Source organism: Hymenobacter artigasi (genome assembly GCF_012275535.1).
GTDB lineage: Bacteria > Bacteroidota > Bacteroidia > Cytophagales > Hymenobacteraceae > Hymenobacter > Hymenobacter artigasi.
In genome coordinates this window covers 52,805-76,560 of record NZ_JAAVTK010000005.1, presented here as the reverse complement: position 1 = coordinate 76,560, position 23,756 = coordinate 52,805, and the positions used below count along the sequence as shown (strand labels likewise).

Genomic DNA, 23,756 nt, shown 5'->3' with positions numbered 1-23,756 from the left:
CATGACGACCATCCAGGGACCCGCTATTTTTCTGGCCCAATTTATTGGCAATGAAGCCCCGTTCAACAGCTTGGTCGGCATTTGCGCCTGGGCCAAGGGCCTGGGCTACCAGGGCGTGCAGCTGCCCACCAGCGACCCGCGCTTCATCGACCTGCAAAAAGCTGCCGAAAGCCAGACCTACGCCGACGAAATTCGGGGCATCGTGAACGCCGCTGGACTGGAAATCACCGAATTATCGACCCACCTGCAGGGCCAGCTGGTGGCCGTGAACCCGGCCTACGACCAGTTATTCGACGGCTTTGCACCGGAAGCCTATCGCAACAACCCCCAGGCCCGCCAGCAATGGGCCGTGCAGCAGTTGAAATACGCCGCCAAAGCCTCCCAAAATCTGGGTTTGAAGGCCCACGCCACCTTCAGCGGGGCGCTGCTCTGGCCCATGGTGTACCCCTGGCCGCAGCGCCCGGCCGGGCTGGTGGAGGACGGCTTTGCCGAGCTGGGCCGCCGCTGGCTGCCTATTCTGAACGTGTTTGATGCTTGCGGCGTGGACTTGTGCTACGAAATCCACCCCGGCGAGGACTTGCACGACGGCATCAGCTACGAGCGGTTTTTGACGGAGGTGAACGACCACCCGCGCGCCTGCCTGCTCTACGACCCCTCGCATTTCGTGCTGCAATGCCTTGATTATCTGGCCTACATCGATATCTACCACGAGCGCATTAAGATGTTCCACGTCAAGGATGCCGAGTTTAACCCCACGGGGCGGCAGGGCGTGTACGGCGGCTACCAGAGTTGGGTAGACCGGGCCGGCCGCTTCCGTTCGCCGGGCGATGGGCAGGTCGATTTTAAAGCCATTTTCAGCAAGCTGGCGCAGTACGACTTTCCCGGCTGGGCCGTGCTGGAGTGGGAATGCGCCCTGAAAAGTGCTGAGGACGGCGCCCGCGAAGGGGCCGCTTTCATCCGCGACCACATCATCCGCGTTACCGATAAGGCCTTCGACGACTTCGCCGCCACGGCCCCCAACCCGACCCTCAACCATTCCCTGCTCGGAATCTAACCGCCTCCTTCCCATGAAAAAAACTGCCTTGTTCCTCAGCCTCTGCGCCCTGCTGGCCGCCTGCGATTCCGGCTACAAAAAAGACGGCCCCGATGAAGTGAGCCGGCAAGCGGCTTCATCGGCGGAGCTGAACAGCGACAGCACGACCGGCCGGAACGTGGCCGCCGTGGCCGAGCAGCCCCAGGTGGATACCAGCATCTCGAAGATTGGCACCGGCCACAGCGGCGGCCTGCTGGCCAACGGGGCCAAGCTGATTGCCGCCTCCGACTGCTCCAGCTGCCACAAGGAAAAGGAGAAAGTCATCGGCCCGGCCTACGCCGATGTGGCCCAGAAATATCCATCCAATGAGGCAAATATCAGCATGTTGGCCACTAAAATTATCCAGGGTGGCTCGGGCAACTGGGGGGCCGTGCCCATGACGCCGCACCCCGGCGTGACGGAAGCCGACGCCCGCGAAATGGTGAAGTATATTCTGACCTTGAAATAACTCAGCTTAGGGATTTTGTCATGCTGAGCTTGTCGGAGCATCTCTACCGCTTCGTTGCAACGGCATTGATTACTAATACGGTAGAGATGCTTCGGCTGCGCTCAGCATGACTCGCCTGGTCAAAACCCACCCTGTTCCTCACGCTCCATGGCCTCGCCCCCTTCCCGCCGCACGGCGCTCAAAAACATACTGGCGGGCACGGCCGCTGTTGGGGCCGCAGGTGCCCTTGGGGCTTGCGCGCCCGCCGAAAACGCCCGGGACCCGCTCGCCCTGAAAAACAACATCAGCCATTCGGTGTGCCGCTGGTGCTACAATAATTTGACGCTCGACCAGCTGTGCGCGGCGGCCAAAAGCATTGGTATTAAAGGCATTGACCTGGTGGGGCCTAAGGACTGGCCGACGCTGAAGAAGTACGGCCTGGATTCGCCGATGTGCAACGGGGCTGAAATCAACCTCACCGACGGCTTCAACGACCCCAAGTTTCACGCCACGCTGCAAAAAAGCTACGCCGAGATGATTCCGAAAGTGGCGGCGGCGGGCTACAAGAACCTGATTTGCTTTAGCGGGAGCCGGCGCGGCCAGGACGACGCCACCGGCTGGGCCAACTGCGTGCAGGGCCTGACGCCCCTGCTGGCGCTGGCCGCCCGGCACAACGTGGTGCTGGTAATGGAGCTGCTGAACAGCAAAATTGACCACCAGGACTACCAGTGCGACCACACGGCCTGGGGCGTGGCGCTGGCCAAAAAACTGGGTTCTGAGCATTTCAAGATACTTTTCGATATCTACCACATGCAGATTGACGAGGGCGATGTGATTCGTACCCTCACGGATAACCACGCCTATATTGCGCACTACCACACCGGCGGCGTGCCCGGCCGGCACGAAATCGACGAAACGCAGGAGCTGTACTACCCGGCCATCATGCGGGCCATTGTGGCCACTGGTTTCAAGGGCTACGTGGCGCAGGAATTCATTCCGAAGCAGCCCGATAAAGTTGCTTCGCTGCGCAAAGCCGTGCAGCTATGTGACGTCTGAAAAGCACCTAATCCATTCCATTTCCCACCCAAGCCCTGGTTCTATGAAAACCCGCCTGCTATTCACCGCCCTGCTGGCCAGCGGCCTGGGTGCCGCCCACGCCCAGCAAACCGCCAAGCCCGAGGATACGGAAGTGTATGAGCCCGTGCCCACCGTGGTGATGCCCGGCCGGGCTCCCGGCGACGCGCCTTCGGATGCGCTGGTGCTGTTCGATGGCAAAAACCTCGACCAGTGGGTGCTCACCAGCGACCATAAAGCGCCGGCCAGCTGGACGGTAGCGGGCGGCATCATGACGGTAAAAAAAGACGTGGGCAACATCGAAACCAAGCGCAGCTTTGGCAGCTACCAGTTGCACCTGGAATGGCGCATTCCGGCCAACATCAGTGGCACGGGGCAGGCCCGGGGCAATAGCGGCGTGTTTCTGGCCTCGACGGGCAGCGGCGACCTGGGCTACGAGCTACAAATAGTGGACGCGTACCAGAACAAAACCTACGTGAACGGCATGGCCGGCAGTCTCTACAAGCAGGCCATCCCGCTGGCCAACCCCGCCCGCAAGCCCGGCGAGTGGCAGACCTACGACGTGGTGTGGACGGCCCCGGTGTTCGGTGCGGGCGGCGCGCTGGTTTCACCGGCCTACGCCACGGTATTTTTCAACGGCGTGCTGGTGCAAAACCACACCGCCCTCACCGGTCCCACGCAGTACATCGGTAAGGCCTCGTACCAGGCCGCGCACGGCCCGCTGCCCATCAAGCTGCAGGCCCACGGCGACAAAAGCGAGCCGCTGAGCTACCGCAACATCTGGATTCGGGAGCTGCCGGCGGCGCGCTGAGCTTCATCAACAACCAATCAAACGGTTATGCTGGGGTCTTCCCATAAAACGGGAAATATTGCACGTTGAGCGAATTCGATTAACCGGATGAAACAGGATTTATGAAGTAGCGCGGGGAGCGTATTCTTGCTTATTGCCAAAAAAATTTCTTGGCATGTACATTCTTGTTAGGACCAATAGCGGGCCCTTGTCGGCCCCTATCCGAAAGACGGGGGCTGTTTAAATCACCGTTTGGCTAAACTCCACTTTGCTTACTCTCATTGCTATCGTGTGGTCTCACCCGTACGCCCTTCTCATATAAGGCGTGCTGCTCGTCGACTCTTTCACGCACGACCAACGCAAATCCTTGGAAATGGCGACTGAGTCCGAGCGCTACTAGTTCAGCAATGGGCAAGAAATTCTGGTAGAACAGGGAGTCGAAGGCACAATCTATCGTGACGATAGTGGTCAAATCGTAGGTGTCGACGTAGGCGTCGTACTTGCCCACTTCCTGCAGCTTGTGCTCCTTCATAAACGTCCGCGTGTAGTCTAACTCGTCGCTGCAATCGAGGACATTAAGGATGATTCCGGCAAAGTGGATGTTTTCCGATTGGGCTGAAGCACCCATCAGTTTTTCGCGCAAAAATGCTGCGACCTCTTGCACTGCGTATCCTGGCAAGGAAATGATTACACCATGCATAGCCTAAGGTCGGAATTATACTTTAAAGGCTTAAGTAACGCTCCTTTCGGTGAACTCCTCGCAACTGCCCGGCACCAGTTACCATTGAGTTCCTACAGGACAACACGAGTTTAAGAAACCCGTCTACGAATCAAAGTTTACGAAACGTGCTGAGGGGATGAGTTTCGCAAACTCGAACCGGGTGCTTTCCCGGGCTTGGGCAAACAGGATTTTGGGACAATGGGGAAGTGCAAATATTCCCTCCCTCGTCTGGGATTTGTCTCTCAACATTATGCAAGTTATATCCCCACTCTTGGAATCGGCGTGGATTTTGGCCCCCGTCCGGGGCGCGACCGACGTGGTATTTTTCCGGTGTGGCCGCCTGAAAAAGCAGCTTTTTAGTTTATTATTAGCGCCGGTGCAACGATTTAAGTTAGATAACCATCATCTCATTGGCTATCAATCCGTTTTGTAACCACCAACCCTTTTCATCACTTCGTGCCTATTATGAAAGCTATTTCGCTACTCGCTCTGGCCGCTGTGAGCTTGCTGACCATCAGCAGCAGTTGCCAAAAAGAGCCCGCCGTATCCCCTACCGGCTTGATAACCGGGCGTATCCTGCGGCTAGACCAAACGTTTGACCAACAACTACACCATCCCCGCCCGCGCTGGGTAGTGGACCTGGCCCCCCTGTCCTTGCCTGGTCAAGCCGACCGACCGTATTCGGAAGCCAAGGTATTCGCGCTGGGCGATACAGCGGTATACCGGGTGGGGCAGACCGTGCAGTTTCACTACCAGTTGGTGCCCTATGCCCAACAAACGCCATGGAAGACGTATTATGAGTACTTTAACATGGCAGCCACAGTTCCCTGGACCGAGCCCCGGCCAGAAATCACGGTGACGGATGCGCAGGTCAATTAGCCACTGTAGGGATGCTATGAACTGGCCCTTTTTACAAATTGTAAACGACCGTTCACAACACACAAAACCACGGTCTTAAAATCCTCTTTTCGAACCTTAAAGTTGGATACGTTCCCTTTTCCGGCTCCCCCGTTGCCGAATATTCCGCGCATCCCGCTACACCAGATTCTTCTTGATATAAGCCAGGCTTTTACTGGCGCTATCGAAGGGCGAGCCGGGCGTGATGTCCTGCTCCACGAAGAAATATTGCAGGCCGGCCTCGTTGGCGTGGGCGAATATCTTTTTGAAGTCGATACTGCCGTTGCCCACTTCCGTGAAGGAGTGCGGGGCGGCTTTATCCATGTCCTTGACGTGCCAGAGGGGGAAGCGGCCGGGGTGCTGCTTGAACAGCGTGAGCGGGTCGTGGCCGGCTTTGGTGGCCCAGTACAGATCGAGCTCCATCTTCACCAGCTTGGGGTGGGTGGCTAGGAGCAGGTCGTAGGGCAGCTTGCCGTTCTGGGCCACGAACTCGAAGTCGTGGTTGTGGTAGCAGAGCTGGATGCCCGCTTTCTGACAGCGCTCGCCGGCTTTGTTGAGCTGCTCGGCGATGTATTTGTAGTGGTCGAGGTTGCCGCGCTCGGCTTCCGAGAGGTAGGCGCACACCATGTATTTCACGCCGGCCGCCGCCGCGTCGTCCACGGCGCGGTCCCACTCGTGCAGCATGGTGCCCAGGGCGGGCGCGCCGTTCATCGGCTCCTCGCCGAGGCGGTAGTGGCTGCTGGGCATTATCAGGCTATTTTGCTTGAGCAGGGCGGCGAAGGCCTGGGGCGTCATGCCGTAGAACTTCTGGCTGCCGGTGTAGGTGGCGCCTTCCAGCGAGTTGTAGCCCATTCTGGCCAACTGGGCCAGGGTGCCGGCGGGGTCCTTGGCCATGGCATCGCGCACGGTGTAGAGCTGCAGGCCGATGTACTTCTTGTTGTAGCCCTTGGCGCGGGCCAGCAGGGCCGGCGATACGAGCAAGCCGGCCGATAGCAGCGCGGCCGAAGCGAGGAAGTCTCTGCGAGTAGTCATAGGGCAGCGAAGTTTGGGTGGGATTATTGGACTGGACGCCGAAGCGCTGAACGGAAAGATAAAGCAAGATAGCAATCCCGCGCATTTTGGGTTGTTTGCTGCGCTAAAAAGGCAGAAATCAACCCCTTGCAAGGAGCCTGCCACACGCGGCGCAACCAGTTGCAATGAGTAGATTTGGTGCCGAAACCTGCCCATTTTTTGCCGCGTCTCATGAGAAATACCTTTCCCCTGCTGGCCGCCGCCGCGCTACTACTGAGTGCCGCCGCCTTCCGAACCGCCCCACCCAAAGGCTGGGAGCCGCTGCTCGACCCCACTCTGAGCAAATGGCAAACGTACCTGAGCCACCGGCATGTGCCCGGCGACAAAGGCCAGCCGCCCACCGATGCGCAGGGCCAGCCGCTGCCGCCCATCGGCTACGACAAGAACGAGGCGAACGTGTTTTCGGTGGCCCTGCAGGGCGGCGAGCCGGTGCTGCGCATCAGCGGGGAGATTTACGGCTGCGTGTTCACCAAGCAGGATTACACGAATTACGACCTCAAGCTGAAGGTGAAATGGGGCCAGAAAAAATGGCTGCCGCGCCTCAACGAGCCCCGCGACAGCGGCATCCTCTACAACAGCCAGGGCGAGTGTGGCGCCGACTACTGGCACAGCTGGATGCTGAGCCAGGAATTCCAGGTTTCCGAATACCAGAAGGGCAACGCCATGGGCGACTACTGGTGCATCGCCAATTCTGCCGCCGACATCGCCGCCCGCCGCGGGCAGGACACCCTGCGATACGACCCCGCCGCGCCCTCGGTGCAGCTGGGCGGTGCCAACAATGCCCATTTCTGCTACGCCGCCAGCATCGAGCACCCCAAAGGTGAGTGGACGGAGCTGGAGCTAATCAACGTGAACGGCCAGAGCCTCCACCTGGTGAATGGCCAGGTGGTGATGGCCGTGAACCATTCCAGCTACCTGAAAGATGGCCAGCGTCAGCCCCTCACGCACGGCAAAATCCAGCTGCAAAGCGAGGCTGCCGAGGTCTTTTACAAGGGCATTACGATAAAGCCGCTGGCGGCCATGCCGGCGCAGTACGCGAAGTATTTCGCGGGGAAGTAGGCGGCCTGCATTCGCTTGATTATTAACCAACGGTCATGCTGAGCGCAGTCGAAGCATCTCTACTGTAGTAGTAATGCAATCGAAAGGGTTAGTTACGCGGTAGAAATGCTTCGACTGCGCTCAGCATGACGGGCTTTTAGCACCGCCTCTTCCGTTCACACCCGCCTAAACGGGTCGTCGTTCATTTCCAGCCAGAAATTATCCGGGTCCTGCAGGTACACCTGCTTAATGCCGTCGGAGCGCAGGGTGGTTTATTTTTCCTCGTCTTGTCAGGTGCCGTAGTGCACCTGGAAAGGCGAGGTGGGCAATGAAGGCGGGCAGGTTGTTGACGCTGAATGCCAGGTGCGAGTTGATGTCCTGCGGCTTCACCCTGGCCGCGCCCTAGATGGTGTGCAGGCGGAAATGCTGCGCATAAGGGCGGGATTGGAAAGGTGTAGAGCAGGCCAACAAGTTACTGAAAATGCGTAGCGTTTGGGCTAGTACCATACGCATCAGCGCGCCAGCAACAGCACCCAATTCAGGAGCAACACCCCTAGCAGCCCCATCACCGAAACAATGGTTTCCATGGCCGACCACGAGCGCAGCGTGTCGCGAATCGAGAGGTCGAAATATTGCTTGAACAGCCAGAACCCGCTGTCGTTGACGTGCGAAAACAGCAGGCTGCCCGCCCCGATGGCCAGCACCATCAGGTTGGGGTTGACGGCCGAGTGGGCCATGGTGGGCAGCATCACGCCCGCCGCCGTTAGGCCCGCCACCGTGGCCGAGCCCAGGCACACCCGGATGAGGCCGGCCAGCAGCCAGCCCAGCACCAGCGGCGGCAGGCCGGTGCCGCCCAGGCCGGCCGCAATGGCCAGCCCGGCCCCGCTTTCCACCAGCACCTCCTTCAGCGCCCCCGCCCCACCGATGATGAGCAGCAGCAGCGCCACGTCGCGCAGGGCCTCGCCGTAGGTTTCCATCACGGCGGCCATGGGTTTGCCCTGGCGGCGGCCCAGGCTGAACGTGGCCACGCCCACCGACAGCAGCATGACGATGCCAGGGTCGGCCAGGAAAGCCAGGGCTGGGGCGAGCGGCCCGCCGGGCGGCAGCACCGCCTGCAGGCCCAGCACGGCCGCCAGCACCAGCACCGGCAGCAGCGACGACAAAAAGCTGTTGAGCGTGCCCGGCAGGTCGCTTTCATCCCGCGCCGCGCCCGCGAACCCCACCAATGGCGTTGATACGATGCCCCGCAGCGTGCGCGCATACAGCGGCCCGGCCACCACCACGGCCGGCACCGCCACCAGCAGCCCGTAGCCAAAGGTGAGGCCCACGTTGGCATGAAACAGCGCCACCAGCGCCGTGGGGGCCGGGTGCGGCGGCAAAAAGCCGTGCAGCACCGAGAGCGAGGCCAGCATGGGCAGGCCCACGTACACGGCCGGCAGCCGGTACTGGTACACCACCGAAAATATCAGCGGAATAACCAGCAAAAAGCCCACGTTGTAGAACAGCGGAATGCCGATGATGAAGCCTGTGACCATCATCGTCCACTGAATATTCTTCGGGCCGAAGGCGGCCATGAGCACGGCGGCAATGCGCTGGGCCGCGCCGCTTTCGGCCACCAGCTTGCCCAGCATGGCCCCCAGCACCACCACCAGCGCCACCGAGCCCAGCGTCTCGCCCAGGCCCTTCTGCACGGCGGCCAGCACCTGCGCCGGAGCCAGCCCCAGGGCCAGCCCCGCCGGAATGGTGACCAGCAAAAACGCCAGAAACGCATTGACTTTGCCCCAGGTGCTGAGGATGATAAGCGCCAGCACGGCCAGCCCGATGATGAGAAGCGTCATGCCGCAAGGTAGCCCGCCGGGTGGCAAAAACCACCCCCGAACCGGCCCCTACCCCGGCACCGGCTGCAAGGGCAGCATCCGCTCATTCTGGCGGCGCAGGCGCTGGCAAAGCACTTTCAGGATGTTGCGGGTCACTTCGGCGCAGTCCTCCATCACGTCGTAGAAATCTTCCTGGTCGATGCGGAACGCCGTGGCCGGCCCCAGCGCCACGGCCGAGGCCGAGCGGGCTTCGGCATCGAGCAGGGCCAGCTCGCCAAAAAAGTCGCCGCTGCGAAAGGTCGTGAGCTGGCGCGGACCGTCGAAAATGCCCACCTCGCCTGTACTCACAATGAACAGCGAGGTGCCCAGGCTGCCTTTGCTGAAGATTTCCTGTCCCGCTTCAAACGCCACTTCCCGCATAATGGGCTCGATGTTGCCGAGGATATTTTCGGGCGTATTGGCAAACAGCGCGGTGCCTTTGAGGATGAGGACCCGGTCGCGGGCCGAGGTGCGGGGGGTAGTGAGCGGTGGATTCATAGCGAGGAAGGCAACGGCAGGATGCGTGAGGAGGAGCTGGTCGTAGGCGGCGGGGCGCAGCACGGGCAATTGCTGAAGCACGGCCAGGGCGCTTTCCTGCACCAGCAGGCTGGTGGCCTCCAAATGGGGCACCAGGTAGGCCACGGTGGCGGGCTGCGGGCGCCACTGCCGCAGAGTCACGCTTATCGTCCAGGCGGTGAAGGCCTCTGCCCCCCGGCGCACAATGGTCGTGGGCATGGTTTCGGCGGTGGTGATGGGGCCGAGCAGGGCGTCCATCACCTCGGCGCGCTGGCTCAGGCGACCCGTTTCCAGCATGGCCTGCAAGCCGGCAAACAGCGGAAGCGGAATCATATTTTCCAGGATTTCGAGGGCGCTGGCCTGGGTTTCGCTGGCCGCGTGCATGGCGCCGTGCTGCGCCTGGAGCAGGGGCGGGCGCTCGTATATCTGCCGCAGCAGGCCAAACAGGCGCTGCGTGCACTGGCGCAACTCCTGGCGCAGGGCGGCTCGCAACTCGGTATTGGCCGCGTGCATGCCGTGCAGAAAGTGTTGCGCCAGGCGCATCTCCTCTTCGATGAGCTGCTGAAAGAGCGGCGCATCGCCGGGCATGGAGGCAAAGCTGTCGAGCGCCCGCAGCGCCGCCGCCCGCGCCTGCAGGTTGGGGCTGCCGGCTATTTCCAGCAGCACCTGGCGGGCGGCGGGCGTGGCCATGCGGGCGCATACCTGGGCCAGGGCCTGGGCGCGGCGCGGGTCGGTTTCCTGGGCCAGCGCGGGCTTTAGCAGCAGCAGCACGGGCATCCCAATTCGTACCAGGCCGGCCAGGGCAGGCTTCTGCACTTTCTTCACGCACAGAAAGCTCAGCATCAGGCTTATCATATCGGAGCCCGGCACCGCCGCCGCCGCCCGCACGGCGGCCTGCACCAGGCTGGGCTCGGCGCTGTGCAGGCAGGTGGTAACGACCTGCTGCTGCTGCGGTGGCGTGAGCAGGCCAATGAGCATTAGGGCGGCGTGGCGGGCACTGGTTTCGGCCGATGCCGCCAGGGCAGCCAGGCTGGCCAGGGCAGCGCCATCGGTGGGGTGCGCGGCCAGCCGGCCCCGGATAGCGCCCTGACGCACTGCCCAGTCGGGGTGCCGCAGCAGGTCGTCGGCGGCCGGGTGGGGGCCGGCCAGGCAGCTGGCTATTTCGCGCAGGGCGGGGTCGGGGTCTTCCAGGGCCAGCCGCCGCAGCCGCCGCAGCTCCACCTGAGTTCCCAACAACCGCAGCGCCCGGTGGCGAATGCGCTTGTTGGGATGCGTGAGCAGGTGTTCGGCCTGCCCGGTAAGGGCAGCTGCTTCAATCTGGTGCAAGTGCCCAATGGCCTGCAACACCGTTTCCACGCCGGAATCAGGCTCGGCCAAACGCGTATCCGCCTCATCAGCCCCATTCTTTACAACGCTCTCACTGCCTGGCACATCGTGCAGGTACAAGCTCGTTTTCAGGGCCTCCAGATGTTGCCAAAGCATGTACCGCAGCAGAAATACCACGCCGATTACCAGGGCGGCCATCCACACCAGAGGTAGCCAGGGGCTCAGCGCCGCAAACGGCCGGGCCGCCAGCAGCAGCAAGCCGCCCAGCCCCACGCCCAGCGGCTCATAAATCCCCTTAACGACGCTACGCCCCGCCAGGTGCCCGGGCGGCAAGCGGTGGAAAAGCATCATAAAAACCGGCTCAAACAACGCGCGGCGGCATATTTCCAGCCCCAGGAAAAGCCCGCTGAAGTACACCAGCTGGCCCGCCGGCCCTACAGAAAACGCCCGCAACACCCAGAACAACAGCATGCTGCCCAGCACCATCATCGGCAGCAGCAGCAGCGTGCGGCGCACGCCCACCCACGCCAGGCCGCGCCGCGCAAACAGTAGCCGGCCTGCCGCCGCCAGCAGGTAAGCCAGGGCCAGCACCCCGGCCAGGTACTGCATGATATCCATCGGCCCGGGCAAAAAATCCCGGACGTGCAGCAGGAAAACATACTCGACCCCCACGGCTACCGTGGCCACCGCCAGCACGCTCAGGCCCATGGCCCGCACCAGCGCCCCCGGCCCCAGCAGCTGCTGGCTGAGCGGCAGGGCGGCCCCGGCCAGCGGGGGCAAGCCCGGTCTGCGCCGAAAAGCTGCCCGCTGCACCAGCACCGCCAGCAGGTACGCACCCAATGCGGTGATTATTAGTATCGGAACCGAATGGGCAGCGGGCACAAAAATGGCCAGCGTTGCCCCCACCGCCTTGGCCGGCAGTTCGCCGGAGCTCACCACGCCGAATAGCCGCCGCCCCTGCCGCGCGTTGAACAATGCCGCCGACATGCTCCAGGCCTCCAGGCCGGTGAGCAGGTACAGCAGGCGGTAGCCCGCCATGAGGGCCACGGCCGTGGCCACCGACGGCACGGGCCGCCAGGCCAGCGCCAGCACCAGGGCAATGGCCACCACCGCCAGCAATGCCCGCCCGGCCAGCTTCGGCCCCGGCCAGCGCCGCTCCAGCCAGGCATACAGGCTGCCGGCCAGCCCCATAGCCAGGGCGCCCGCGCAGTAGGCCACGGGCAGGGCAGTGGCCGGATGCCGGGTCAGCAGCAGCCCCGTGGCCGCCAGGTACACCAGCACAGTGCCAAAGCTGAGCAGCGAATTGTGGGCAAAGAGCAGCCACACCGACGTGGTTTCGTGCGGCCGAACTCCCAGAAACCGGTACCACCTTTCCATGATATTCCTGCTGATTGACCCAGCCGCCCGGCGGCCGGCTCCTCCTCCTCCGCAACGGGCTAGTGCAAGGCCCGTTTTTTTATCAGGCCGCCCTTCATATCGCTCACGCTCTGTGACACGACGAAGGCATTGGGGTCGATTTTATGAATCGCATCTGTCAGGCCCACCACCTCCAGGCGGGTCACGACCGTGAAAATGGCCTCCACTTTCAGATGCTGGTGCCCGTGGGTGCCAAAGCCCTGCGTGCATTCGTACACGGTGGCCCCACGGTGGAGCTTATCGGTTATCATGCGCCGGATTTCGGTGCTGTGAAACGAGATGATGGTCAGGCCGGTGTATTCTTCGATGCCCACCAGCACAAAATCCACGGTGCGGGCCGCCGCCAGGTAGGCCAGAATGGAGTACAGCGCCGTTTCTATCGAAAGCAGCCAGGCCGCTACCGAGAAGATAATAATATTGATAATCAACACAATATCACCAATGGATGCCGGCAGCCGGCGCGTGAGGTAGAGGGCCAGGATTTCGGTACCGTCGAGCACGCCGCCGCCGCGCATGGCCAGTCCCATGCCGGCCCCCAGAAAGAAGCCGCCGAACACGGCAATCAGCAGCTTATCCTGCGTGAGGGGCGGAAACGACACCACCAGCAACGCCCCCGACAGCGCCAAAATGGTGAGCAGGGTTTTGAGGGCGAACTTGCGCCCCACCTGGTAATACCCCAGCACGATAAACGGAATGTTAATCAGCACGATGAGGGCCGATAGCGAAACGCCCGTCAGCTGGCTCACCAGCAGCGAAATCCCCGTTACGCCCCCGTCAATAAAGCCATTGGGAAGCAGAAAGCCTTTCAGCCCCAGGGCGGCCGAAAAAACCCCGCCAATCAGCAGCACGCCTTGCAGCAGGATGGCCCCTACCTGGTGCCGCGTCAGAAACTGCCGCCAGCCCGGGCCCGCCACCGCCATCACCTTCGGAGGCGGGGGCGCCGGCTGGCGGGCAAGTTTCCGGAAGCGGAAACGAGAAGGCGGCAAATGTTCCAGCAACATATTAATTAGCAAAAACTTACATCCAGGTCGCACTTATTTTCCGGGGCCCTCCCCCGCCGCTGCCTCACTCCTGAAGCCAACCATACGCCCCCGGCGGCAGCCATAAGGACCAAACGGTTCGGCTAATACTCAATCCCAAACAAGCAATTACATAAATATATTCAATAATTATTATATAAAATCAAGCAACTATCTCTTCCAGTACGCTTTCAACACCAACTGGCAGGCTAATAGTGAATTGACAATACTCGCCTTCCTGGCTTTCCATGCTTAAGGCGCCGCCGTGGCCTTTGGTAATCACGTCATAGCTCAGCGACAGGCCCAGGCCGGTGCCTTCGCCGGTGGGCTTGGTGGTGAAAAAGGGCTGGAAGATTTTTTCCCGCGCCGCCAGCGGAATGCCGGCCCCGTTGTCGCGCACCCGAATCTCGACGGCGTGGTCGGTTTGGCGGGTTTGCACCTGCACTTCCGGGCGATAGGTGGCATCGGCGTGCTTGCTTTTTTCGGTCACGGCATAAAAGGCGTTGGTTAGCAGGTTCATCAGTACGCGGCTCAGGTCCTGGGCCACGGCCGGCACAGGCCGGAGCCGGGGGTCGAAATCGGTGGTGAGCGTGGCGCTGAATCCCTCGTTGCGGGCGCACCAGCCGTGGTAGGCCAAGTGCAGGCTTTCGCCGGCCAGGGCATTGAGGTCGGTGGCCTGGCGGGCCCCGCCGCTCGTGCGCGAATGCTCCAGCATGCGCTTCACAATGCGGTCGGCGCGGGCGCCGTGCTCCTGAATCTTGGTTTGGTTCAGGGTCAGGTCCTCCAGCAGCTGCCGAATAGCGGGCCGGGCACTGGCCGGCTCCTGGGCCAGCTCATCTTGCAGCTCGGCCAGCAGCTCCACGTTCAGGTCCGAGAAGTTGGTTACGAAATTGAGCGGGTTCTGAATTTCGTGGGCCACTCCGGCCGTCATTTCGCCCAGCGAGGCCATTTTCTCGCGCTGCACCAGCTGGGCCTGGGTGGCCTGCAGCTCAGTTAGGGTGCGGTTGAGCTGGTCGCGGTGGGCCGCAATCTGGGTATTCTTCTCGTTGAGATGGCGGTTGGCGCGCTGCTTGAGGAATATGTTGCGCCACAGCAGCCCGGCCACCAGCAGCACGCCGGCCAGGCCAGCCAGCAACGCCCGGAGCTGCAGGCGCTGCCGGGCCGTTTTCTGGGCCTGCAGCTGCCGGGTTTTGGTGAGCAGGTTTATCTGAGCCTGCTTGCCGGTTAGCTCGTAATCGTAGCGCAGGCGGCTGGTGCGGCGGCGCGTGTCCTCGCCCGAGAGCGTATCGTTGTAGGCCAAGTGCAGGTTGCGGAAATAGTAGGCCTGGGCAAAATCCTGGCGCTGGGCATAGGCCTGGGCCAGAATGTCGCTGGCGTTGCGGATGTTCTCATTGCTACGCGCCTGCTGGCTGAGGTGCAGGCCGTGCCGGGCCAGGGCCAGCGCGCTATCGGGCTGGTGGGCCAGCAGGTAGGCGCGGGCCAGCATCAGCTCCACGGCGGGCAGGTTGTAGTCGTCGTGGGTGGCGCGCACCAGCTGCTGGGCGCGCAGCCCGTGGGCCAGCGCCTCGGCCTGGTTGCCCTGCAGGCCATACACTTCGGCCAGGCTGGTTTCGCTGCCGGTTTCGCCAATGGCATCGCCCAGCTGCCGGCTCAGGGCCAGGGCCTGCTGGTAATAGGACAGCGCCTGGGGCCATTTTTTCAGCATCTGAAACGAGTTGCCCAGGCCGTTGAGCGCCAGCAGGGTTACTTGCTCGTCGCCGGTGCGCTGGCCGCCGTCCAGGGCTATTTGCAGCACGTGCAGCGCGTCGTCGTAGCTGCCCAACTTATAGTAGATGTCGCCGAGGGTGGCTTGCAGGCGGAATTTCGTTTGGGAGTCGCCCGCCTGCCCGGCCAGGCGCAGGCCTTTGAGGGCCGAGGCCAGGGCGGGCACGGGGTTGCCCTGAAGCATGTCAATCAGGCTGAGCTGGAGCCAGGCGCGGCCCTGCCCCTGGCGGTCGCGCCGCCGCACAAACAGCGCCTGCGCCTGCCGGGCCAGGCGGCGGGCCAGCACAAAATCGTTGTGGCGGCGATGCAGGGTGCTCAGGCGCAGCAGGGCCAGTCCCTCGCCCACCGAGTCGCGGAGCTGCCGGGCCAGCCCCAGCGCCTGCTGGCTCAGCCGGATGGCGCGCGGAATGTCGGCCGTGCTCCATTGCTGGGCAGCTTGCAGCAGCCGGCGCACGCGGGCGGTATCGGGCCGGGCCGGGGCCGGGCGCGGGGTTGGCGCATGGGGCACCTGCCCAGCCACCGGTAGAGTGTACACTGTCAGGCTCATGCACAGCAGAATCGCAAAGAGCTTCATGCCGATGAGCGCAAAAAAGAATCGGGTTGTTGCCGGGTGCAGCCGCGTGTTCGGCGGCCAGCCAGGCAACCAGCCTCAGATGTTCGGGTTGTGAATTACGCCCGCAATCACCTCGCCGCTGTCGCGAAGCTCGCCGGTTTCGATAAGGCGCAGCTCGTAGTTTTGGTCGACGGGCCGGAAAATGACTACCGGCGGGTACTGGGAATAGTCGGGGGGCGTGCCCAGGCGCTGAGTATGTGCCTCAACGGCCTCGTTCCAGCTATTCTGGGAAACAACTTTTTCTTCGATGGTGGGATGGGGTTTCATGGCCGCAGGGATTAGCGATGAAGAATATATTTAATATGATATTATAAATATAATAAATAATAAATCAACTATTTTGATATTGTGATTACCGCATCATCTTATCTCATCACTCCGGCTCCAGACACTTCCGGGAAAAGCCAACAGAAGCGCCCGGCGCCGGAGCCAGGATATGGCGGTAAGCCAGGCCCCTTACCCCGAAAACTCCTCGTTCGGATTCAGCCAAGAATGAGCCGCTTACGTAGCAGTCCTGTTCACTTTACCTTTTTTGCTGATGCGCTATGTATCCCTCCTGCCCCTGGCCCTGCTGCTGAGCTGCGCCAGCACCGACCGCCCCGTGGTCGAAACGCCGGCCGTAACCACCGTCCCCGCCGTGCAGCGGGCGTTCGACGTGCCCGCCCTGCTGGGCATGAACGCCGACCAGATTGCCCGGCCCCTGATTAGCCAATCCATCCGCCCCGACCACGACCGCACCCCGCGCGAGTCATCGGCAGGCGTCACCGAGGCCCTGTACACCTACTGGCGCGACACCACCGCGCTGGAAGTGAGCTACGACCCCGCCACACTGCACGTAAACAGCTACTTCATCAAAACCAAAAGTGGCCTGACTTCCGACTACACCACCTTGCTCAAGCTGGCCAACGTGAGCAAGTATGACAAGCGCATGAGCATCGAGCCCATCGCCTCGGTGAGCAATCCGCAGCTTTATACCGGCGTGAAGCTGGTGCCTGCCGAGACCACGCCCGTGAACTAAGAACCTATCCAAATAGGGTATTCGAATAGCCCGTCATGCAGAGCGTAGCGAAGCATCTCTACCGCAATAGTAATCCAAATAACAGGATTAGTGATTGCGGTAAAGATGCTTCGCTCCGCTCTGCATGACGGGCTTTTTATCGTTCACAACCAGTCAACTACCTTATAGCCCCCGCCTATTCGGCTGTTGCGGGTACGGGCTCAAAAGCGCGCACGAAGGCAGCCTGCTCGGCGGTTTCGGGCGAGCGGGGCACGCGGTGGTTTTTCTCCATGCCTTTCCATTCTTCGGCAATGCGGGCCAGGGCTTCGTCGCCGCTCAGGCCGAAATGCTGGCGCAGGTGGCAGCCCACCACCGTGCCCGTGCGGCCCACACCGCCCCAGCAATGCACTACGGCCGGGCGGCCGGCGGCCGCACTGTCCTCAATGGCGGCCAGTACCTCGGCCAGGCGCTTGGGCGAGGGCACGCTTACATCGCGGATAGGGAAACGCCGGAAGCGCACGCTCTCGGCCGCCAGGCCCAGGTGGGCGGCGCGGGCGCGCAGCAGGTCCTCGTAGGGCGCGAGCGGCTCAGTGGCCTCGGTGAGGTCATAGAAGTCGCGGATGCCGGCCGCCAATAGCAGGTCGAGACGGTGCGCGGCTTCGGCTTCCAGCTTGGCACCGGGGTACTCGGAGGCCAGCAGTAAAGGGGTGGCCCAATACGAGTTGGGCAGCGGACGGGGGGTGGGAGTAGTATTCATGGTAGAAGGTAAGAAAATTTGCGAGAGATGCTACTCGTTCGCCAGCCGCCGGGCCAAATCTTCAATATCGGCCCGGCGGGCCAGCACGGCCAGCCACTCGGCCGGGATGGCGGCCTCGCCGTAGGCCAGGCCCGCGAGGCCGCCGGCCACGGCTCCGGTGGTATCGGTGTCGTCGCCCAGGTTCACGGCGGCCAGCACGGTGGCGGCGTAGGTGTCGTGCTCCAGCAGGCACCACAGCGCCGCTTCGAGGGTGTCGACGACGTAGCCGGAGGAGGAGATGGCGCTTTCCGGTTGGTCAGGCAATGTTCCGGAAAGCACCCACTGTCGATAATACTTGGCCTCAACAACCGCCGGAATGCTGCCCCCTTCCAACCACGGATTCGCTAGTTGGCGCATCTGCAAAAAAGCAGCTGCGGGCGAGCTGCCTATCAGCAGGCTCCGCGCCACCAGCAGGTACAGAAAACAGCCCAGGGTGGAGCGCGGGTGCCCATGCGTGACGCTGGCAACGGCTTCCGTGAGCGCCCAGGCAGCGTTCAAATCCAGGTTTTCAGCTCGCCAGGTATCGTGAAACGCCAGCGGCAGAATACGCATAAGCGCGCCGTTGCCGTTGTCGGACTCTGAGCTTGGACCGGCGGCAGTGGGAGTAATTCCGCGTTGCAGGCGGCCGATGGCCGTGCTGGTGGCATTGCCCACGTCAAAGGTTTCGCCCGTCGCGGTCCAGTAAGCGTTATACCGCCAGTTGATGCTGCGCTGGGCGAAGTCGGCCAAATCTGGCGCGGCCGTGCGGCCAGTGGGGCGGGCCAGGGTTTCGGCCAGGCAGAAGGTGAGGGAAGAATCGTCGGACCAGGTGCCGGCGGGCTGGCGGTGGGTGCCATAGGCGCGCATATCGGTCACGGGGTCCTGGCGGCGGGCAGCGCGGGACAAAAACTCCACGGGCACCCCGAGGGCGTCGCCCACGGCCAGACCCAGCAGGGCGGCGCGGGCCTGTTCGGTGAGAGTAGCGGTTATCATCAGCAAAGGAATAAGGAATTGTGGAGAACGGAGGGCGAAACTAGCCCAAAAGCTACATAAACAGCTTGAGAAACTTGTCCCAAAACCAGCTTTTTTCGGCCTGCATGAGGCGCGTGAGGAGCTTATCCGATACGGTGGCCAGCTGCTGAATATCGGTCAGGGCCGCGTGGAAGGCGCGGTAGTCGGCATCGGCGGGGTCGCCGGGCAGGGCGGCCAGCTGGTCGAGGGTGCGCTTCATCTGGTCGAGCTCACGGCGCTTGCGGGCCCGGATGATGCAGCGCGTGACTTGCAGCATGTCCTTTTCGGCCACGAAGTATTCGCGGCGCTCGCCGGGGCGCAGCTCCTTGTATATCAGGCCCCAGTCGAGCAGTTCGCGCACCGTCATGCTGGCGTTGCCGCGTGAGATGGTGAGCTGCTCCATGAGGTCCTCCGTGCTGAGGGCGGCCGGGCTCACCAGCAGCAGGGCGTGCACCTGGGCCAGGGTTTTGCTCACCCCCCAGCTGGTTCCCGATACGCCCCAGAGGTGAACAAATTGGGCTTTGGCTTCCGCCAGTGAGGTGGTGGCAGGGTTATCGTTCGGATTCATGGGGCGGGTACGTTAGGCGCGCAGCAGGTCGCGCACGGCCATTTCGCAGGTGGGAAATCCGAAGGTGAACCCCGACTCCAGCATGCGCTGCGGATACACTTTGCGGCTTTTAAAAATCAGCTCGGTTTCGGTGCGCAGCACAAATGCGCCCACTTCCAGCAGCCATTCCGGCTGGGGCAGCTGTAGCCAGGGCCGCAGCTCCTGGCGGAGCAGGGCCATGAAATCGCGGTTGGGCAAGGGCTGCGGAGCGCACAGGTTGAAGGCGCCGGCCGCCGTGGGCTCGTTGAGCAGAAATTGCACGGCCCGGCAAAAATCGGTGATGTGCAGCCAGCTCATCCACTGCCGGCCATTGCCCTGCGGCGAGCCCAGCCCCCACCGTGCCAGCCGCGCCATTACCGGAAAAGCGCCGCCATCGCGCCCCAGCACAATGGCCGTGCGCAGCGCCACCTTGCGCGTGGCCGGGGCCGGGCAGGCCGCAAAAGCCTCCTCCCAGGCCCGCGCCACCTCCACCGAAAACCCCTCCCCGATGATGCCGGCCGCCTCCGTGTTGGCGGGCAGCTCGCCTGGCGTATCGGCGTAAATGGTGGCAGTGGAGGAGTTGAGCCAGACCCGGGGCGGCACGGCGCAGGCCGCCACGGCCGCGCCCAGCACGCGGGTGCTTTCGGTGCGGCTGGCGATGATTGCGCGCTTATTGGCCGCCGTATAGCGGCAATCGACGGTACGGCCCGCGAGATTCACCAGCGCGGCAGCTCCTTCCAGTTCGGCCACCCAGGGGCCGAGGGTGCGGCCATCCCAGCGCGCATAATCGGGCCCGGCACCGGCGCCCCGGGCCAGCACAACTACCCGGAAGCCCAGCGGCTCGAAATAACGGGCCAGGTGCTGGCCCAAAAACCCATTTCCCCCGGCAATCACCAGTTTCGGCTGTGGCATGTGCGATGGCCCGGCAGGTGACACGGTACCGGGACGCTCCGGCCGCGCTTCTGTTGGGCAGGGCAAATGTATCACAAGTTTCAATAATTACTGAAACTTGTAATACATTATTTTCAAACGACCATTCAGGCTTGGTTTTCAGCCATTTGGTAAAAGTCATGGCGTACCTGCCGCAACAGCAGCTCAGCGGCGGCTCTGTCTGGTGCGGCTGGCAAAGCAGAATCCGCGAAAGCCGCTTCTACCCGCGTCACCAGCTGCTCTGCTTCGGCTACTAATGCTTCGTATTCGAATTCGCCGCGCCGAATTTGCAGCAGGAATTCCCGGTTGGGCCGGTACACGTTTAATTGCCGGGTTTCGGCAATTTCCTCTGCCATTTGCAATAGCCGAAATACGTGCAGCATATTTTTTGCGTCGTAATTCTTGCCGTGCTGCACGGTATTTTGATAACGTTCCGCATTACGTTTCTCTACCCATTCCCAATATTCCCGAAACGCGCGGCAATACACGCTGTAGCCGTTGCGGTTGAAGGACAAATAGGCCACCGGTTCCTCCCTTTTCGGCACGGCGGAAAGCAGGACGTCCTGCGACGTTTCGGTGTCGCGCACCAGGCCCCGGTAGCCACAGGCAGCCTCCGGCGCGGCATCAACAAACAGCGCGTATAAATCCGTGAGGTGCGGCACGTTGGCCAGGCCGCACTGCGCGGCGGTGTAGCCCTGGCGGGCCAGCCAGGCGGCTACGGGCTGCGCCCCCGCGCCCACCGTCACGTAGCAGAAATCCAGCACCGACTTACGGGCCGGCGGCTCGGGATGGTTAATTTTCTTGTTCAGGCCCCGGGCTTTGCGAATTTGCGCCACCGCGTATTCGGCGAAACTCTGACGGCATAATTTCGAGAGAAAGTCCGCCGCTTTAAACTGCGCGAAAAGTGGATGTTTATAAATAACGCAATTATCGGGCGTGCCCAACAACTCCAATACGGTGGGATTATTTTTCAGCAATAATTCCACGAAGCGACGTAATTCATAGAATACTTCATCGTTGGTTTCATTGGCAATCTGCGGAATGTATTCCAGGCCAAAGAACTGGTCTTCGGGCAGGATAAATACGCCTTTGAGGTCGGTATCGGAGTGCGGCAGGTTGGTGCCGTAGGCGCGGCTGCCGCTGATGGCTTCGAAGAGAATTAAATGCTGGCGGCGCAGGTCGGCGATGGTCATGCACGAAAGTAGCGCGGACTTTTAGTCCGCGGGTTGGAATCCGACTGCAAGCGTCAAACAACTTTTAGCGGTGGGCTACAATGAAATGTTGCCCGGTTGAAGAAAACGCGCGGACCAAAAGCCCGCGCTACGCCTCGCTTAGCAGCGCCTGAAACAAGGTATCCAGCTCGGTCGTCGCGCCACTCGTTCGCACCACCGGCAGCCCCTCCCGGGCCGCCTGCCCGGCTGCGAATTCCAGCTCCAGGAATGCCACCAATTCGGCGGGGCGGGGCACGGTCGTTTTCTCATTCGCCGAGGCCTTAGCGGCCAGCAGCGCCGAAACCACCGGTTCCAGGGCGGCGGGCAGCAGCGCCCGGAGCGGCGCAAATTCCATGGGCGGCAGCGTGTGGTGCTCCCGAATCCAGCGGGCGGCCAGGGCCGAGCGCAGGGCGTAGAACAAGCGTTTCAGGCGCACTTCGTCGCCAACCAGGTCTTCTTCTACGCCGCGCCGGAGCTGGCCCAGGTAGTGGTGCAGGCCGGCTTTCAGGTTGAACGCGGCCGGCAGCAACGGGGCCAGCCGGGCGCGGAAATCCAGCGCCTCGTGGTACACGACCGGCGATTGCAGCCACTCAAACACCGAGGCATTGGAGCCCCGCAGCAGGCGTAAGGCCTTGCGCAGCTCCCAGCCCGCCAGGTCCAGCTCATCATCCACGGGAAAGTTTAGGGTGTCGGGGCCTTCATCCAGGGCCAGGTACCAGGTGGGCGGGTGGCAGTAGATGAAGCGCACGTCGTAGTCGGAATCGGGCGAGGGAAAGCCCCAGGCGCGGCTGCCCGACTCGCAGGCGTAGAGAATGCGGATGCCGTGGGTGGCTTCGAGCTGGGCGAGGGCCGTTTGGATGCGGGGGAGCATGGGTCTATTTTTTTAACTGATAATAGGCGGCTGGTAGCGCGAATTACAAAGTTCGTGCTACCAGCCGCCTCACCGCCTACTTTAGCCGGCTCATCTCCGGCTACGGCCGCCAGCCGCCCCAACCCTCATGCACAAAGGACGACTCGAAGCTTTCAGCGATGGCGTGCTGGCCATCATCATCACCATCATGGTGCTGGAGATAAAGGTGCCGCACGGGGCCGATTTCGCGGCCCTGAAACCCCTGCTGCCCGTGGTGCTCAGCTACGTGCTGAGCTTCATTTACGTGGGCATTTACTGGAACAACCACCACCACATGCTCAGCAGCACCAAAAGCGTGAGCGGCGGCATTCTGTGGGCCAATCTGCACCTGCTGTTCTGGCTGTCGCTGGTGCCGGTAGTCACGGGCTGGATGGGCGAAAACCACTTCGCGCCCGCCACGCTGGCCGGTTACGGGTTCGTGCTGCTCATGGCCGCCGTGGCCTTCTCGCTGCTGCAAGCCCGCATTGTGGCGCACGACGGGCCGGGCTCGGTGCTGGCCCACGCCATTGGCCGCGACTGGAAGGGCAAGGTGTCGCCCCTGCTCTACGGGGCGGGCATCGCGGCCAGCTTCTGGCAGCCGTGGGTGGCGGGGGCCATCTACGTGGCGGTGGCCCTGATGTGGCTGGTGCCGGACAGCCGCATTGAGCGCACGCTGGGGCAGAAAGAGGCCGGGTAGCGGTGCTGCTGAATGAGCATTGGTTGGCTAACTTTACCCTGGCGGCTGGCTAGTTGGCGCAGCTTCATTTAATTCTTACTCTACGGTGAAATTACCGCGCTACAACACCAAGGCCGACGAATTACAGACAACCTTTGAGTTCATCAGTGAAGGACCTAAAGGAAGGATTCCCAAACTGGTGCAGTTCGGCGAAACAAACCTGAAGGATTTTTACAACCTGGCTTTTGGTGATAAAAACCTGCTTACCGGCGAGCTTGATGACTTGGCTGTTTCCAATAACGGCGACAGCGACAAGGTACTCGCCACGGTGGTTGATACGGTTTACGCCTTTTGCTACCGCTACCCCGAGGCGTGGGTGTTCGCGGCGGGCAGCACACCGGCCCGTACCCGGCTATACCGCATGGGCCTGAACAGATTCTACGACGAAGCCGTTGATACTTTTATCGTTTACGGTCTGTTGAACGACGAATGGGAAGAATTCCGCCGGCAGGTCGATTACACCGGTTTTGCAGTTCGTTTAATCCACCCACTCACTTAATTTCATCATGGATATCAAGCAACTGAATTCCAGCAAAGTGCCGATTGTACGCATTGACCCGGCCCTGAATAAGTACGCCAAAAAAGTCCTTTTCCCCGATAAAGTGGCGAAGGCAAACGAGGTGCTGAAAAAGGTAGGACTGCCCAAGCCGAAACCCACGACTTAGCGGCCAAACGCAGGCGATGCGTTCCGCCTCAACCTGCTCGGCCAAGCCACCGAAGCAGCCCGCCTTCAACGCAACCTGACCCAGCAGCAGCAGCTTGGGGAACTGGTGGGCTACGGGCATCATTTACGTGGCCATGGCGCTGATGTGGCTCGTCCCCGACCGGCGCATCGAGCGCACGCTGGTGGATAAAGGCGAAGGGAAGCACGTTGGTCGGCGGCGGCAGCTTCGTGGACTTAATGGGAGATGCTGGAGTAGCTTAGGGCGCTGGGGCGGCTTAAAACAAACAATAACCTGACTCAATTTCTTCAAAAATTTCATATGCCATCGCACGACCT

Annotated in this window: 23 protein-coding genes; 10 read left to right on the top strand and 13 right to left on the bottom strand. The window is 62.0% G+C overall.

Features of this window, described 5'->3' with window-relative positions:
• Position 1: 1 nt before the first annotated feature.
• The 4 genes from HBN54_RS10175 to HBN54_RS10160 all read left to right on the top strand — a co-directional run bounded on the left by HBN54_RS10175 (position 2) and on the right by HBN54_RS10160 (position 3,405).
• Positions 2-1,054 carry a sugar phosphate isomerase/epimerase family protein gene (locus HBN54_RS10175; protein WP_168673093.1) on the top strand — a complete coding sequence of 351 codons (1,053 nt, stop codon included), beginning with the start codon at positions 2-4 and terminating at the stop codon, positions 1,052-1,054.
• A 13-nt stretch (positions 1,055-1,067) separates the two neighbouring features.
• Positions 1,068-1,541, top strand: coding sequence for a c-type cytochrome (locus tag HBN54_RS10170; protein ID WP_168673092.1), 474 nt, complete (start codon positions 1,068-1,070; stop codon positions 1,539-1,541).
• 147 nt (positions 1,542-1,688) lie between these two features.
• Complete coding sequence (locus tag HBN54_RS10165) at positions 1,689-2,576, top strand: hydroxypyruvate isomerase family protein (protein ID WP_168673091.1); 888 nt, start codon at positions 1,689-1,691, stop codon at positions 2,574-2,576.
• Between the two features lie 43 nt (positions 2,577-2,619).
• On the top strand, positions 2,620-3,405 hold the full coding sequence (locus tag HBN54_RS10160; protein ID WP_168673090.1) for a 3-keto-disaccharide hydrolase: 786 nt from the start codon (positions 2,620-2,622) through the stop codon (positions 3,403-3,405).
• A 235-nt stretch (positions 3,406-3,640) separates the two neighbouring features.
• On the opposite strand, the gene HBN54_RS10155 is transcribed toward HBN54_RS10160, so the two are convergent.
• Positions 3,641-4,084, bottom strand: coding sequence for a hypothetical protein (locus tag HBN54_RS10155; protein ID WP_168673089.1), 444 nt, complete (start codon positions 4,082-4,084; stop codon positions 3,641-3,643).
• A 486-nt stretch (positions 4,085-4,570) separates the two neighbouring features.
• Between HBN54_RS10155 and HBN54_RS10150 the strand changes: the two genes are divergently transcribed.
• Entirely contained in the window at positions 4,571-4,984 is a 414-nt protein-coding gene (locus HBN54_RS10150) for a hypothetical protein (RefSeq protein WP_168673088.1), read from the top strand.
• 156 nt (positions 4,985-5,140) lie between these two features.
• Here HBN54_RS10150 and HBN54_RS10145 read toward each other — a convergent pair whose 3' ends face one another.
• A complete protein-coding gene (locus HBN54_RS10145) occupies positions 5,141-6,034 on the bottom strand; it encodes a sugar phosphate isomerase/epimerase family protein (RefSeq protein WP_168673087.1) in 894 nt (297 codons plus the stop codon).
• Positions 6,035-6,244: 210 nt separating this feature from the next.
• Between HBN54_RS10145 and HBN54_RS10140 the strand changes: the two genes are divergently transcribed.
• Positions 6,245-7,132: a 3-keto-disaccharide hydrolase gene (locus tag HBN54_RS10140; RefSeq protein WP_168673086.1), complete on the top strand. Its 888-nt coding sequence runs from the start codon at positions 6,245-6,247 to the stop codon at positions 7,130-7,132.
• A gap of 491 nt (positions 7,133-7,623) precedes the next feature.
• Here HBN54_RS10140 and HBN54_RS10135 read toward each other — a convergent pair whose 3' ends face one another.
• The 5 genes from HBN54_RS10135 to HBN54_RS10115 form a co-directional block, all read right to left on the bottom strand.
• The gene (locus tag HBN54_RS10135) at positions 7,624-8,949 is read right to left on the bottom strand and encodes a gluconate:H+ symporter (RefSeq protein WP_168673085.1); all 1,326 of its coding nucleotides are present in this window, start codon (positions 8,947-8,949) and stop codon (positions 7,624-7,626) included.
• Between the two features lie 48 nt (positions 8,950-8,997).
• Entirely contained in the window at positions 8,998-12,186 is a 3,189-nt protein-coding gene (locus HBN54_RS10130) for a cyclic nucleotide-binding domain-containing protein (RefSeq protein ID WP_168673084.1), read from the bottom strand.
• A gap of 59 nt (positions 12,187-12,245) precedes the next feature.
• Complete coding sequence (locus HBN54_RS10125; protein ID WP_235955475.1) at positions 12,246-13,226, bottom strand: YitT family protein; 981 nt, start codon at positions 13,224-13,226, stop codon at positions 12,246-12,248.
• Between the two features lie 181 nt (positions 13,227-13,407).
• Positions 13,408-15,582, bottom strand: coding sequence for an ATP-binding protein (locus HBN54_RS10120; protein ID WP_168673083.1), 2,175 nt, complete (start codon positions 15,580-15,582; stop codon positions 13,408-13,410).
• A gap of 75 nt (positions 15,583-15,657) precedes the next feature.
• Positions 15,658-15,888, bottom strand: a complete 231-nt coding sequence (locus tag HBN54_RS10115) for a hypothetical protein (RefSeq protein WP_168673082.1) — start codon at positions 15,886-15,888, stop codon at positions 15,658-15,660.
• Between the two features lie 271 nt (positions 15,889-16,159).
• Between HBN54_RS10115 and HBN54_RS10110 the strand changes: the two genes are divergently transcribed.
• A complete protein-coding gene (locus HBN54_RS10110) occupies positions 16,160-16,639 on the top strand; it encodes a hypothetical protein (protein WP_168673081.1) in 480 nt (159 codons plus the stop codon).
• 175 nt (positions 16,640-16,814) lie between these two features.
• Here the strand turns inward: HBN54_RS10110 and HBN54_RS10105 are convergent, their stop codons facing one another.
• The 6 genes from HBN54_RS10105 to HBN54_RS10080 all read right to left on the bottom strand — a co-directional run bounded on the left by HBN54_RS10105 (position 16,815) and on the right by HBN54_RS10080 (position 22,002).
• A complete protein-coding gene (locus HBN54_RS10105; RefSeq protein WP_168673080.1) occupies positions 16,815-17,375 on the bottom strand; it encodes a protein-tyrosine phosphatase family protein in 561 nt (186 codons plus the stop codon).
• A gap of 30 nt (positions 17,376-17,405) precedes the next feature.
• Entirely contained in the window at positions 17,406-18,386 is a 981-nt protein-coding gene (locus HBN54_RS10100; protein ID WP_210428014.1) for an ADP-ribosylglycohydrolase family protein, read from the bottom strand.
• Between the two features lie 52 nt (positions 18,387-18,438).
• Positions 18,439-18,972: a GbsR/MarR family transcriptional regulator gene (locus HBN54_RS10095; protein ID WP_235955474.1), complete on the bottom strand. Its 534-nt coding sequence runs from the start codon at positions 18,970-18,972 to the stop codon at positions 18,439-18,441.
• A gap of 12 nt (positions 18,973-18,984) precedes the next feature.
• Positions 18,985-19,902, bottom strand: a complete 918-nt coding sequence (locus tag HBN54_RS10090; protein ID WP_168673079.1) for a TIGR01777 family oxidoreductase — start codon at positions 19,900-19,902, stop codon at positions 18,985-18,987.
• A gap of 125 nt (positions 19,903-20,027) precedes the next feature.
• Complete coding sequence (locus HBN54_RS10085; RefSeq protein ID WP_168673078.1) at positions 20,028-21,113, bottom strand: DNA polymerase beta superfamily protein; 1,086 nt, start codon at positions 21,111-21,113, stop codon at positions 20,028-20,030.
• Positions 21,114-21,240: 127 nt separating this feature from the next.
• Positions 21,241-22,002, bottom strand: a complete 762-nt coding sequence (locus tag HBN54_RS10080) for a nucleotidyltransferase domain-containing protein (protein WP_168673077.1) — start codon at positions 22,000-22,002, stop codon at positions 21,241-21,243.
• Positions 22,003-22,129: 127 nt separating this feature from the next.
• On the opposite strand from HBN54_RS10080, the gene HBN54_RS10075 reads away from it, so the two are divergent.
• The 3 genes from HBN54_RS10075 to HBN54_RS10065 all read left to right on the top strand — a co-directional run bounded on the left by HBN54_RS10075 (position 22,130) and on the right by HBN54_RS10065 (position 23,421).
• On the top strand, positions 22,130-22,717 hold the full coding sequence (locus tag HBN54_RS10075; protein WP_168673076.1) for a TMEM175 family protein: 588 nt from the start codon (positions 22,130-22,132) through the stop codon (positions 22,715-22,717).
• Positions 22,718-22,802: 85 nt separating this feature from the next.
• Entirely contained in the window at positions 22,803-23,255 is a 453-nt protein-coding gene (locus tag HBN54_RS10070; RefSeq protein ID WP_168673075.1) for a DUF6934 family protein, read from the top strand.
• 7 nt (positions 23,256-23,262) lie between these two features.
• Positions 23,263-23,421 carry a hypothetical protein gene (locus HBN54_RS10065; RefSeq protein WP_168673074.1) on the top strand — a complete coding sequence of 53 codons (159 nt, stop codon included), beginning with the start codon at positions 23,263-23,265 and terminating at the stop codon, positions 23,419-23,421.
• The last annotated feature ends 335 nt before the right edge of the window (positions 23,422-23,756 follow it).